This is a genomic window from Bradyrhizobium sp. USDA 10063 (assembly GCF_054063735.1).
Window position 1 is genome coordinate 5,222,214 of the sequence record NZ_JBSSGP010000002.1, and the last position, 12,923, is coordinate 5,235,136.

Annotated in this window: 12 protein-coding genes and 1 pseudogene; 6 read left to right on the top strand and 7 right to left on the bottom strand. The window is 58.8% G+C overall.

What is annotated here, in order from left to right; all coding sequences use genetic code 11:
- Window positions 1–340: 340 nt before the first annotated feature.
- Window positions 341–1,880: pseudogene (locus tag ACVJGD_RS26760) on the bottom strand (S10 family peptidase).
- A gap of 216 nt (window positions 1,881–2,096) precedes the next feature.
- Here ACVJGD_RS26760 and ACVJGD_RS26765 point away from each other — a divergent pair.
- Together ACVJGD_RS26765 and ACVJGD_RS26770 are read left to right on the top strand one after the other, a co-directional pair.
- On the top strand, window positions 2,097–2,240 hold the full coding sequence (locus ACVJGD_RS26765) for a hypothetical protein (protein ID WP_456637074.1): 144 nt from the start codon (window positions 2,097–2,099) through the stop codon (window positions 2,238–2,240).
- Window positions 2,241–3,291: 1,051 nt separating this feature from the next.
- Window positions 3,292–3,729: an RICIN domain-containing protein gene (locus ACVJGD_RS26770; protein WP_456637075.1), complete on the top strand. Its 438-nt coding sequence runs from the start codon at window positions 3,292–3,294 to the stop codon at window positions 3,727–3,729.
- A gap of 274 nt (window positions 3,730–4,003) precedes the next feature.
- On the opposite strand, the gene ACVJGD_RS26775 is transcribed toward ACVJGD_RS26770, so the two are convergent.
- From ACVJGD_RS26775 to ACVJGD_RS26790, 4 genes are all read right to left on the bottom strand, one after another.
- A complete protein-coding gene (locus ACVJGD_RS26775) occupies window positions 4,004–4,714 on the bottom strand; it encodes a Crp/Fnr family transcriptional regulator (RefSeq protein WP_456637076.1) in 711 nt (236 codons plus the stop codon).
- A gap of 197 nt (window positions 4,715–4,911) precedes the next feature.
- Window positions 4,912–5,445 carry a cytochrome b gene (locus ACVJGD_RS26780; protein ID WP_456637077.1) on the bottom strand — a complete coding sequence of 178 codons (534 nt, stop codon included), beginning with the start codon at window positions 5,443–5,445 and terminating at the stop codon, window positions 4,912–4,914.
- 607 nt (window positions 5,446–6,052) lie between these two features.
- Window positions 6,053–6,238 carry a hypothetical protein gene (locus tag ACVJGD_RS26785; protein ID WP_456637078.1) on the bottom strand — a complete coding sequence of 62 codons (186 nt, stop codon included), beginning with the start codon at window positions 6,236–6,238 and terminating at the stop codon, window positions 6,053–6,055.
- A gap of 534 nt (window positions 6,239–6,772) precedes the next feature.
- The gene (locus ACVJGD_RS26790) at window positions 6,773–7,942 is read right to left on the bottom strand and encodes an IS110 family RNA-guided transposase (RefSeq protein WP_456637079.1); all 1,170 of its coding nucleotides are present in this window, start codon (window positions 7,940–7,942) and stop codon (window positions 6,773–6,775) included.
- A 208-nt stretch (window positions 7,943–8,150) separates the two neighbouring features.
- Between ACVJGD_RS26790 and ACVJGD_RS26795 the strand changes: the two genes are divergently transcribed.
- Together ACVJGD_RS26795 and ACVJGD_RS26800 are read left to right on the top strand one after the other, a co-directional pair.
- Complete coding sequence (locus ACVJGD_RS26795) at window positions 8,151–8,498, top strand: DUF6788 family protein (RefSeq protein WP_456637080.1); 348 nt, start codon at window positions 8,151–8,153, stop codon at window positions 8,496–8,498.
- A 1-nt stretch (window position 8,499) separates the two neighbouring features.
- Window positions 8,500–9,909 (top strand): ISNCY family transposase, encoded by a 1,410-nt coding sequence (locus ACVJGD_RS26800; RefSeq protein ID WP_456640385.1) that lies wholly within the window; start codon window positions 8,500–8,502, stop codon window positions 9,907–9,909.
- Between the two features lie 142 nt (window positions 9,910–10,051).
- Here the strand turns inward: ACVJGD_RS26800 and ACVJGD_RS26805 are convergent, their stop codons facing one another.
- A complete protein-coding gene (locus tag ACVJGD_RS26805) occupies window positions 10,052–10,507 on the bottom strand; it encodes a hypothetical protein (protein ID WP_456637081.1) in 456 nt (151 codons plus the stop codon).
- A 673-nt stretch (window positions 10,508–11,180) separates the two neighbouring features.
- On the opposite strand from ACVJGD_RS26805, the gene ACVJGD_RS26810 reads away from it, so the two are divergent.
- Window positions 11,181–11,435 carry a hypothetical protein gene (locus tag ACVJGD_RS26810; RefSeq protein WP_456637082.1) on the top strand — a complete coding sequence of 85 codons (255 nt, stop codon included), beginning with the start codon at window positions 11,181–11,183 and terminating at the stop codon, window positions 11,433–11,435.
- Between the two features lie 352 nt (window positions 11,436–11,787).
- Window positions 11,788–12,117, top strand: coding sequence for a nuclear transport factor 2 family protein (locus ACVJGD_RS26815; RefSeq protein WP_456637083.1), 330 nt, complete (start codon window positions 11,788–11,790; stop codon window positions 12,115–12,117).
- Between the two features lie 69 nt (window positions 12,118–12,186).
- Here the strand turns inward: ACVJGD_RS26815 and ACVJGD_RS26820 are convergent, their stop codons facing one another.
- On the bottom strand, window positions 12,187–12,639 hold the full coding sequence (locus ACVJGD_RS26820) for a hypothetical protein (protein WP_456637084.1): 453 nt from the start codon (window positions 12,637–12,639) through the stop codon (window positions 12,187–12,189).
- Between the last annotated feature and the right edge of the window lie 284 nt (window positions 12,640–12,923).

Genomic DNA, 12,923 nt, shown 5'->3' on the forward strand with positions numbered 1-12,923 from the left:
AGCCGAACAGGTCGCCGATTTGTTCACCAGCTCATGGACAAAGACGTTGCGCCCGAACCAGGGATGAAGCCGATAGAGAACTTCCCGACGAACAATCCTGTGGGTGTTCTCGAACTTCGTTGTACAACGAAGAACGGCCCCATGGATCGATCGGCAATCGACCGCCGATTTTGCTGCAAAACCACGTCGGCGCAACCAGCCCGCCAGCGTGATCAGAGGCGCAAAACTCAAATTCCGGGTGGTCCAAACTTCGGTCTCGCTGCACTTCGGGCCGGACTCTAACTCGTTCTGGAGGAAATACTCAGCGGCAGGTCACTTGTGACCAAGTTGGTCGTCGGCGTTACTTCATCACCGCTTCGACCTCTGCACGAAAAGCTTGGCGCGAGGCGTCTCGTGAATAGAACATGTGGCCGCCCGGAAAGACTACAAGTTTGACGCGCGGTGCCGAGGCAAATGGCGGCAATTGATCGAGCACGATCTGTGATCCGAGATAAGGCGTGACGAGGTCAAACAGGCCGTGCCCGACCAGCAATTTCATCTTCCGGTCCGTTGCCAGGATCTGGCGCAGCTCCGAAACCGACTCCGCAGGCCCGCGGCCGAAATCCCAAGCCTGCGCGACCGTGCCGTTGAGCAGCTCATAGGAGCCGTCCGGCCGCCAGTTAAGCTTGCGCGTAAGGAGATCGACAGTGGCGCTGGTCAGAGGCGCCAGCAGCGTATCGCTCGAGGGATCGCCGGAAAGGTGGAAATCGGAGTCCGGATACGGATCGAGGCCACGCACCGAGGCGTCATAATTGCCGATTAACTTGCCGTTCTTACGGTCGAACTCGCGGCGGAACTCGGCGAGGTCGAAGCGGCCCGCGAGCCTACGACTGACCGCTTGGTCGATGCCGGTCAGCGCCGCGGCCCTTGTCGGCCAGGCGCGTGGTCGCTACCTTGTCCGCCTGGCCTTTGATGAGATCAACCAGAAACTCGCCGCGTGCATAAGCTTCCACCTCGGCGAGATCGGCTCGCTTTACCGGACCCTCGGCTTGACGCAGGGTCGCGGCATAGCTTGGCAGCCTTGCGACGTATTGCAGCAGGCTCGTGCGGGCAAACTGGCTGTAGTCGAACAGTGGCGAGACCATGATCAGGCCCTTGACGCCTATGCCCTGCCGCATCTGCAATTGGTGGACAACCTTTGGCCCGCGAATGCCGCCATAGCTTTCACCCGCGATGTACTTCGGCGACAACAGCCGGTCATGCTTTTCGAGCCAGCGGCGGACCACCAGCGCGAGCGCGTTGACGTCGCCCTCAACGGAATAGAGCCGCTTGCGCACATCATCGCCGGTCCCCACGAAACGGCTATAGCCGGTGCCTACGGGGTCGAGAAACACCAGATCGGTGAAATCGAGCCAAGTTTCCGCGTTTGGCCTCACCTCCGGAAATGTCGATGGCGTGACCTCGTCAGCATTGATCGGCAGCCGCCACGGTCCGGCATTGCCGAGCTGCAGCCAGGCCGATGATGAGCCCGGTCCGCCGTTGAAGAAGAATGTTACCGGGCGCGTGCCGCGATCGGTGCCGTCAAGCTGATAGGAGGTATAGACGATGTCGGCCTGTGGCTCGCCCTTGTCGTCGAACAGGCGGATGGAGCCGGCGGTCGCGACGAAAGAAAGCGTCCGCGCAGGGAGCTCAAGCGTGTGCCTGGTGCTGGAGTCCGGCGGCAGGCGATGCTGCTCGGGCGCCGACGGCATACTCGGCGTTTGGCCGGCGCCACCCTTCTGGCCGGCCGGCGTCGTGGTCTGGGCGCGCGGCGGCGGATCGTCGGCCCGCGCGCTCCCCATTAACCCGCAGGCAAACAGGATCAGCGCAAGAAAGGTGCGGCGCAGCGCGGTCAACTGCATCGAGTTTCTCCTGTCCCGGCGCGCACTTGGTGCGCGAGGCGTATTTGTCAAAACCGCTCTAACCACTAGCTCATGCCGGGGAACAACAAACCTACTAGATCCAGTAATCGTCACCATCGCAGGTGCCCTATCAACCGAGGCGCGAAGCCCGTCATTCCTAACAAATCTAACAGGGTGCCCCCCACAGCTACAGCAAACGCGCCTACAGAGGGCGCAATGTTGCTTCTGCCGGCTCACGCCCCTCATGCGGTCCGGCGGTCTTCGATCTTCGGGATGACGGCGGTGTTCCCGACCATCGACAAATCCGCCGTGATGGACCGTCTGCGGGAAGAACGGGACGACTTCGTTGCGCCACCCTGAAGACGATGGATCGGATACCGCGGGGATCATGGCAAAAGCCCTACATTCGAGGAAGGGCTGAAGGCGCCGTTGCGGCAGATCTGCGACCGGGTCGGATCGGACGTCAGCCATCTCGACGATGTCGCGCCTCCGGGCGCATGATGTCCGCGTGGCCCGAACACTCGTCAGGTCGCGCGGCGATTGACGGCGGCTGGCACGCCGTGTCGTGGATCTTGTGCGCCAGCGTCATGCCATTTGAGACACTCGAACAACGGCTAGCCGAAGAAGCTGCACGCCTGCGCAAACAGCTCCAAGTCACTCGACTGGGCTTCGAACGCGATCAACTTGTCCGCAGGGCACGTCAGGCCGTGAGCACCACGTTCTGCGACACGAAGTTCGCGAGCCGCTGGATGTTCTCCACGAACAGCGCGCGCCACTCGGCCTCGTCGATCGACAGGGTCCCGGGTTTGTCGTTCATGCTGCCTCTCCTCAGTGGAATCGATGGACCATCCTGAACGGTTTTGAAGGCCCAACGACAGACCGCAGGAGCTACCGGGCTGCTCTCACCCCGCAGTGATTGGAGCCGACTGCAGGATTCGAACCAGCCACCTGGAACCTTGCAGAAGCCGCGCTGCTACCGCTGAGCTCAGTCGGCGGAAACTATGCCTTTTAGAGTGGCTTCTACTGCGGCCGATGTTCCAGCGCAGGGTTATGAGCAACTAACTGGTCTTCCGTTGCTTCAGTCGTGCGGGTCGCATTGAGACATCATCCTCGAACAGGTATTTGAGTTCGGCATGAGACGCAGCCGCCGACGCCCCGTGTTGTCGTGTTTAGTTAGCCTCGTCCGGTTCAAGACGTGCCTGTTCGAAACCCAACACTGAGGCCCAAGTATTCAGCCTGACGCAGTGGACGCGGACCGTTTTGCTCCGCTTCAAGCAAGAGCTGCATGCCATATTTTGCGGCATGTCGATTGCAGGGACACACGGTGACGGCGTGGGTGCCTGAGTTGATTCACGTCGCCAGGCGACACCGCCTTCGCAGGGTCACGTTAAGCAACTCGATGAGGCACAAAATGGGTATCTATATAATTGAATACAAACAAGATCCGAGCTTCGTGCTCGGGGCGAAGGATCAGCAGTTAGATTCTCCGGTCGTACTCCGGAAAAAAGGCGCGCCCAATCGCTACGTTCTCTGGGACGTCAGCTATGACACCAGCGCCATTACGCTGAACTCAAGCGCTGGCAAGCTCGCTATCGGACCACAAGGCGATCGCGTCGCTCCGGAAGTTCTGCTCTCACTTAAGGTTTACAACCCTGCCGACGCGAAGCAGCGATGGGAATTGCTCAAGAGCCCAGGCTTCATCCTCAACGACGTCAACGAACAGCTGTGCGTCGATAACAAGAACCGCGGAACAAGTGACGGCAACCCGACCTGGCTGTACCAGTTCAACGGTTCAGTTGCTCAGCAGTGGAATTTTGTACCCCTGTCGACTCTCAGGGTTGCGGAGTAATCCTTATCTCGGAAAAGCGAACCCACTTAGTCCGCTGATGAGAGCAGAACAGATTAATTGGCGGTCGAATCGAGCGATCCGCCTCTTCGCGGAGGTGGATCTCCGATACCACAGCAACCATTAGGGGCGTCGCTGTCGACAAGGAGCGTTCACAACTGGAGTACACTGCCTTGAATTGGGCATCCCCAAAACAGACGGCGGCGCTTTCGGCGCCGTTCATTTTGGTACCCATCTCGCACAAACGCCGAAACTTTTCGCTCGTTCCAAAAGCGGCTTATTGCTGGTGTAGGTAGACGTCGTTAAACTCGCCGATCTCCACGAGCTTCTCGACGTTCCGCAGTTTCACCATGTTCTTTTGAATGTCGAGGACGCCCTGGGCGCGAAAAGACCGAAGCACCCGGTTGACATGAACCGCGCTTAGCCCCAGCGCCTCTGCGAGCTTCGATTGGGTGATTGGAAATTCGAACTCGTCGTCGGCCTCAATCCCAATCGCGGTCAACCGCTGGCGTAGCTCGGCGATGAGATGGGCCATGCGGCCTTCCGCCGTTCCCGTGCCTAGCCTTACAATCCGCTCCCTGAAAACCGCCGCGTCCACGAGCGTTTCGCGCCAAAGAGCCTGCATGATCGACGGCCGCGCTTCGATGAGTTGTTTAACCGAGCGATGCTCGATGAACCCTACACGAGCGCGCGACAGCGTCACCAGATCATGGCCCATTCGATCGAGGTAGAGACCCTGCAGATCCGGCATATCCCCTACAGGGTGGAACGAGAGGATCTGTCGTTTGCCCTTCTCCGTCACCTTGGCGCGATAAGCAAAACCACTCAAGATCACACAGCAGTGGGTCGCGCGTTCACCCTGGCGAACGAACACCGTTTTCTTCGAGAATTCTTTGACGTGACTAGACACGGAGCAAAGGACCGCTGCATCATCCTCGTTAAATTTGGAATGGACACGCAGCCTACGGATGATCATCTCACCGGGCATTTTGCTTACTCACGGGGGTGCGGGGTTGTTGCCCAAACTCCTTGGCTTCCTTCACTGTCTGCACTCCCGCACGAGGCCACCAGCGTCACCGTGCCCTAGCGTGTTCGTGAAAGCGCGCCATCAGTTAGCCTCATGCGACGTTTTCAAGAGCTTTGATTTGCCCCGGCAATTCGCACTCCAGCCGAGCCTTGGGATCGCTACGGCCGCATACGGTCGAGCAGATGGTCACGCCACACGTAATGATGTCCGAAGGCCGCCAAGGCGTGAACTGCCGCAACCAACATTAGCGCATTGGCCACGAGTTCGTGCCACTCGTTGATGCTATGACGGGTCGCCGCATCGCCGCTGCCGAACTGCGGCACTGACCACAGTCCAAACACATCGAAGCCGCGATACGATGCATTAACGATGCCGGTGAGGACTACGAGGCCAAGCAGGACGTACAATGCCTGATGCGTCAGTTTTGCGATCATTTGGAGAGCGCCGCTTTCGGTAGGCGGCAGCACGCGTCCAAAATGCGCTCGCCAAGCAACCCGCGTCACAAGAACGAACGCGGTGAGAACGCCTAACAGCACATGCGTGGACCACACTCCGGTGCGGAACGCCCCACGCGGAAACAGGTCCCCGGCCTGACCGATCCCCCATAGGGCTACGACAAGAGTGACGGTGATCCAATGCAGCCATACCGTCGTAGGATCATAGCGTTCGGCGTTTTTGACCAAGTGGCTCATGGCCACTCTATTGCACGCGGACAGGTAGAAAGTCTTTGATCTCGATCAACCAAGTGCAGGGCGGTTGCCCGTTTTCGCCGGAACTAGCGCAAGATCTATGCGTCGTAGAGCGACTTTTCCTTCGGCCGGGCTATCATCTGCTCGCGTATCTCAGCCGCAACCTCGTGGCTGAACACATCAGCCCATGCTTGCGGAGCCATGTGACTGCCTGTGTCGTCGAGTCCACCAAGTCCTTCGGTATCGGGTGCCCAGATGAGCCCCGCGGCGAATGACGGTTCAGCCGTATGGGCACGAGCAACCTTGTCCCTTGTCGGGGACGACAGCTCAATCACCCAATTCAATGCGGGTGCTCTACCATTTGAGCTAAGACGGCGAATTGGCAGAAGAGGCAGGATTCGAACCTGCGACCGGAGCATTAACAGCGCCCTGCACTACCGCTGCGCCACTCTCCAAGAATGGTATCTGACGGGACTGGACCGCTCGCTTCCCATCACGGCTCTACGGGCCATAGCCTCGTCCGCCCGCCCGTCAGACCTATGCATCGACGGCATCACCTCGCCGATGCAACGCTCAAATTGTCGACCGGCGAGAGCGCCTTTCGCGGCACCTACCAGCACGCCGGATCAGCATCAGGTCGCCACCACTGATCCTGCTTTGCATCAGAGGCGACAATGCTGCCGGCGGTCCTGAATTCCGGATAGTGGCCGTTCATCAGGACGAAGATGCTGGCATCGGCATCATTGGGATAGATGAACAGGTGGCCTTTCTGATATTCAGTCGCGCGGACTTCCAATTTGTTGGCGAACAGTGGACAGCGCGCCTCCCGAAAGATCGCGCTTATGGCCCCCTAGCTTATATGAGGGTTGGGCGTGTCAAGAAGCTTTTTCGCCATCAACATTTCTTCTCTTCCTACGTTCCAAGAGGGGCTGGCTCATGCAAGCGCAGTTCTGCATTGATTGCACCGCAAGCCCCTTTGCTTGGCCGCGCTGAGCGCGCCGAGCTACAATTGGTGTCCGCGGCTATTACGCTGCAAACGTAACTAGGCGTTTCTGTTGATCCTTTCCTTCCCCCCATTTTGATTCCGATGACGTTTGTTTAATTGACCAAGGCCGGAGCCCTTTTGCTATGCGGCGCTCGCCGCATCAACTTATATCCGGTCGGGACGAGACCCGTACCAAAGTCCCTCATGCAACAGTGCGAGGGCACAGGGCTCCAAGGAGGATGGGACCATTCTACTTTGCGGCGTATTGCAGCCAGGCTAGGCTACCGGTCACACATCCGCCTTGGAATCGGTAATGTTCCTTTCGTCCTCTTTCAGTGAATCTCATCACAGCTTCAGAGCGGCGCCTTCAGGCACCAGACCTGTCTCGAGATAGCGCCAGAGCGCAATCAGCAGCTTGCGTGCGACGGCGACGATCGTAATCCGCCGGATGCGACCCTTGAGTTTGCCAACTCGATCGCGGAACCAGATACTCAAGGGGCTGTCAGGCTGATGACGCAACCACAGCCAGGCGAGCTCAATCATGACCGTGCGAGCCTTGGCGTTGCCAGCCTTGCTGATCCCTTGATCACGGCACATCGCGCCGCTCTGGAAATGCGCTGGCGTCAGACCGACATAGCTCGCCAATTGTTTGCGATTGTCAAATGAGCGGTAGAACACTTCGCCAACAAGTGTGCTCGCAAATTCGGGCCCGATGCACTTAATTATTGCCAGATCCTGGATCTTCTTTGCGCTCGTATGCTCCGCCTCGGTCTTGGCCGATGCAATGGCATCGCGCTCCGCCTCGATCGTTTTGATCATTCCGATGACAAGCTCCAACCGCTGCAGTTCGCGCAGGATTTCCGCCATGAGCCGCAGCGGCAACGACCGAGCATCAGTGGTGCGCAACCGTTCCAGCTGCTGCATCCGATCGCGGCGCAGGGGTTGGTACTCATAGATACCATGGATCGCGAGCAGTCCCTTGATCCGGTTGACATGTTGGATACGTTCGTTAATCAACCGACCACGCTCACGATGGAGCCGACGGTCGTCCTCTTCGGCGACACTTGGCACGCGCACAACGCTCCAAACCTTCGGCTCACCCCGCAGATACGCCATCAGTGATCGGAGTAATCGCTCGACATCGACGTGGTCAGTCTTCGCGCGACGCGCCCGACGATCAACCTGCAGACTTGCCGGATCAATGACGTAGTTGCGAATGCCGTGTGCTTCGAGCAGGCGGTGGAGCCAGAAGCCGTCGTAGCCAGCTTCGTAGCAAGAAACGATTTCCACGCGCTGCTTTGTTTCTCTGGCAACTCGCGTCCGGATCCGCTCACACAGATCCAACAGCTCCTTCCCATCGCAGGGCTTCAACGTGTGGCGACTGACCTTGTCCGACAAGGGTGTGTTGACGGCAACAATCCAACTTTTCTTGCTTAATTCGATTGCAAGAAGACAGCGTACGGCGTCATCATGGGTTGCGGCGGGCGGCAGGTTGTTCACTGTCCGGGCTTCCATCAGCGTCTCTCCTATGCACACCTGGTGGGAAGGTAGAAACCGAAGCGGTAACACAACCCTCCTGTCCGTCGCGCCTGCATAGGATCTACTTTCCGGCGCAAAAATAGCTCGGCTTGGAGGGGGCCCAGAGTCGCGTAGTGGAGCGAAAACTGCAAGGTCGGACGGATTGGCGTTGACTTGAGGCGGCAACATTGATTCATTCTTATGAATGATTCGTGATCGAGCCCTTCAAACGCGCGAGAAGCTTGTCGGCAAGCTGCCGGTAACCGGCGAGCTACTGCGTGGTTCGCTGCTGGAGCGCACCGTTCGTCACAAGAGCGGCTGCCCGAAGTGCGCACGCGGCGAAGGGCATCAGGTGCATGTCCTCACGGTAAGCTATGGGGGCGGTCGGGTGCGCCAGTTCAGCGTGCGCCGTGAGCGCGTTGCCGAGGTGCGCCGCTGGCTGGAGAATTACCAGAAGCTGAAAGACGCGATCGAGGCGATCTGCGAGCTCAATCACGACCTGTTGCGCCCTGATGCGGCGGTTGCGCGGGGCGGGAGGAAGAAACGTGATTGAGATGCGCAGAGCGCAACTGAGCTTCGGTGACGGCTTGATCGCGGGAGAAGTGAGCGATCTTCGCGAAGGCTGGATGACGCATGCTGACCGGGTTCTCGCGGATGAACAGATCGTGGGCGCAGTATACGAGGCGCTGGCGATGCGTCATCCCAAGAGCCGCAGTCGTGGCCGGCTGGGCGCGCCGGCCGAGGTGGTGTTGCGATTGTTGATCCTCAAGCACGTTCGCAACTGGAGCTATCAGGTGCTGGAGCGCGAAGTGCGCGCCAATCTGGTGTATCGCGACTTCACCCGGGTGGGCGGCGGCAAGACGCCGGACGCGAAGACGATGGGGCGCTGGGGCTTGGCTTTGGATCCGGAGACAGTCAAGCAGATCCACGACCGGATTGTGCAAATCGCGCAGGAACAAGGGGTGACGCAGGGACGCAGAATGCGCGTGGATACGACGGTGGTGGAGACCAACATCCACTACCCGACCGACAGCACGTTGCTGGGCGACGGGGTTAGGGTGTTGATCCGCACCATGAAGAAGGTCACCAAGATCGTGGGCACGGCCGGAACCAAACTGCGCGACCGAACGCGAAGCGTAAAACTGCGCCTGCTCGATATCTCGCGAACCGCACGTGCCAAAGGACCGCTCAATCACGAGAAGCTCAAGCAAGGCTACCGGCGGCTGTTGAACTCGACGAGCCGTGTGGTGGGGCAAGCGAAGCGCTTCTCCCATGAGATCTCCGCAGGCGTGAAGCGGGCCAGGGGCATCTTGAAACGGCTGGCGCTGCAAGGCTTGCGGCAGGAGCTGGAAACGATGATACCGCTCGTGCGGCAGGTGATGCGGCAGACCCGGAAACGCATCTTCCGCGGCAACACGCGGGCAGAGGACAAGCTCTTCAGCGTGTTCGAGCCCTCGACCGAGATCATTCGCAAGGGCAAGGCCGGCAAGCCCAACGAGTTCGGCAAGATGGTCAAGCTGCAGGAAGCCGAAAACCAGATCGTGATCGACTACGAAGTCTATGATCGGCGGCCGAGCGATTCGGACCTGTTGGTTCCCGCCATCGAAGTCCACCAAGCCAAGCTCGGTCGCACTCCACGTCTGATCGCGGCAGACGCCGGGTTCTACTCCGCCAGGAATGAAGCCGCGGCGAAGGCGAGCGGCGTCAAACGCGTCTGCATCCCCAATCGCTCCACCAAGAGCGTCGCGCGCAAGCGCGAGCAGAAGAAGCGGTGGTTCCGCAACGGCCAGAAATGGCGGACCGGATGCGAGGGGCGCATCAGCGTGGCCAAACGGCGGCACGGGCTCGATCGCTGCCGCTACAAAGGTCGCACCGGAATGAAGCGCTGGGTCGGGCTCGGCGTTGTTGCTGACAACCTCATGAGCATCGGTCGCGCGATGGAAGAACGGTCAACAAAAACGTAGTCCACTTCCAGAGCAATCTCCTGGCATCTCATCGCCCCGCCCCCAAGGCGGAGCTTCCCGTTGCCTGCGCGGTTGACCGCGCCCTTCACAACCGCGATTTTTGCGCTGGAAAGTAGCTAGAATGGAAGACAGGTCACCCCGCTCAATCCGAGACGTTTATATCTAAAAAGTCCAGGATAGCACTTTCCATTTGATCGATCGTCACAGAAAGAACGTCCCACTCGTAATGTTTCACGGAGTCGTCCCTTCGGTTTCCGACATTCAGGATGAGCGCGCCATTCGGAAAGACGCGGTACTCGCATTTTTTAGATTCGGAGTCGTGAGACCTTCCTTCGAATATTACGACCACCAGATCGAGCAGCGGTCCTTGTGGTTTAACCGGTCGTAAGCCCAATTTTCTGCCCGACATGGAGGCGTTTGTTGTGGCGATGAATTTTGAGATGCAGGGCTTTAGCTCTGCCCACTTTGCCGCAACTTCGTTCGCTCGTACCTCGGCGACCCGCTTATCAGCTTCCAATTTCGCTGCCGCTTCTTTCTTAGCTTGATCGGCCGCGGTCTGTTTCGCGAGAATTGCCTTCAATCGCTCTTCGTTGGACATTGCCAAAGTTCCTGAACCCTAATTGCGGAAACGCATGCATTAAATCAACCGGACAGGGTAATGCAACCGCAAAGCGAGGAGCGCTTTGCGGCAAGTGAGTCCAGCATTCGTTCTACCGCGCTCGCGGCTGCCGTACACCGCGATTTACCCCGGCGCGGCATCCGGTCACGCGGGGGCGTCACGCCCTCTAAACCGACCCCGGGCGGGCCATCGGTGATCAACCAGCGGCTGTCCAGGCCAACGAATAAATTATCCACTGACAATCAGGCATTATCGGGTGGACGATGTGGGAGAGACCAAGCCCGTTGATCCAAATCAATGACGTCGAGATCCTGCTGGGCCATACTTGGAGAATGGGAGCCAAACGAAAGCGCAATCGATCCAAACCGATCGGCTCACTTCGAGAGCGGCTGGCCAGCACAGCCCAATAGGCTCGCGCTCGCGCCAGACGTCTGTCATTGGGTCCCGAGCTGGAGAAGCTCCTCCAGCAAGCGCGGCAAGCCGACCGGGCTGCTGAGTTGCTCGAAGCTCTAAGTGTAGGCCCGCCGAAATGAAAGACATGCAGGCGCACTTGAAGAAGCTTCGAAATGAAGCCGAGGAGTGCGAATTGATCAGCAAGCTCCCGACTATAGGCCCAAGATAGTTTGGTCTGCTGAATTTTGAGGATGCACAGATGAAACACACCTTGGTGGCGTTCACTGCCGTACTTGCGAGCAGCACCTTCGCGTTTGCTGCCACGCCAGTGACGCCGGCAGAGGCCGATAAGATCAAAGCAACCTTAGAAGCCATTGGCTGCACGGGAGGCAAGATGGAGAAGGAAACCGAGAGCAGCGGATACTTTGAAGTCGATGACGCCAAGTGCGAGGACGGGCCGTATCACATCAAGCTCGACAAGAACTTCAAGGTGATCGCGATCGTCCGCGACTAGAACGGTTCAATAAACCGCCCTACAAGGAGATAAGCCGGCTACGCATGATAGAGCGGCTTTTTCTTCAATCGCGCGATTGTACCCCGGCGCGATCGTGAGCTCGACGCCGGGGCCCGCTCTCTCTCGGCTGACTGGGCTGGGGGGTGATCAGCGAGAGGTCGCGACCCAGGAGAGCACAATGATCGAAGTGGTGGTAGTCTTATCCCGCGGTTCCGAAAAACATCCCAATGCGTTTTTTGGCGTCGACCTAATCCCATCGCTCGGCCGGCTCGGCTGCCACTTCGAAAGCCACTAATTCCTGAACGCTGCGTTCAGATGGCGTTCACTGGCGCTCTCCTGCAGGAGCCGATCTATGAACATCGACACTATAGCCACCGCGGTAGATTGGCTTGACGCCTACCGATCCGGGGACCTTGAACACATTCTAGAGTTTTTCGCCGATCAAGCCGTCGTTGAATGCAACTGCGGCGACACCATGATAGTTGCCGGCAAAGAAGGGCTGCGAGCCTATTGGGTCCAGCGTCTCAGCGATTATCCTGCATCTGAGTTGCACCACCTCCAACCGGCAGGCGACCGGACGTCCATCTCCTATCTTACGGGCCGTGGCCTTGTGAAGGCGGTTCTGGAGTTCGATGCCGCCGGGAAGATCACGCTCCTACGTTGCTGGCAAATAGCTCGCTAAGCATCGTACAGCGGCTTTTCCTTCGATCGATGCGTCATCTGCTCTCGCAGCTCGGCAGCCACCTCATGGTTATGGGCGATCAGCCCATGTTTGCGAAGCCAGGTGACCGCTTGCGTCGTCGAGTCGACCAAGTCCTTGTACTTGGACTTGGGGAAGGTCTCGGCCTGCGCGATCACCTTCTCGGCCCATTCGGTGTCCGGTGCCCAGATCAGGCCCCGCGGCGAATGACGGCTCTGCGGTGTGCGCCCGCGCGACCTTGTCCCGATCCGGGTTCGGCAGCTCGATCGCCCAATCCTCTTCCTTGTAGAGGTGGCGCAGCTCTTGCGCGCAAGTGATGCCGGTAGCCTTGGCCTCGATCAACAGCTTGTCGACGCGGAAACGACGGTAGCTATATGCTACCCACTCGACCAATCCCCAGTGTGGCATTGAGCGCTGGTCGAAGGCTTTCTTGGTCTCGCCCGGCAGCTTCTCCAGCGGCTGTCCGTGCATCTCTAGATGCTTCATCCATGCCCAGATGAGCATGGCGCGCGGGCGATCGTTCTTGTCGCGCCAGATACCCCAGACCGTAAGCGCCGACGGGTCGTTCTCTTCCTTCTCGGTGTACGCTGTATCCGCGCTGGCGAGAAATGAACTCGAATGCAGGATACTTCTCCGCTTCTGTCGATGGCGTTCGAGAACCGCGCAAATCTGGCGACATGAGATGTTGACGACATTGATCGAGGGCGGAACGTGGGGCTCGATCGACGTCCAATTTTTTGCTTCATTCGAGTAAGGCGAGCCTGATGGTAGCGCTCGCGCGGTCGGAG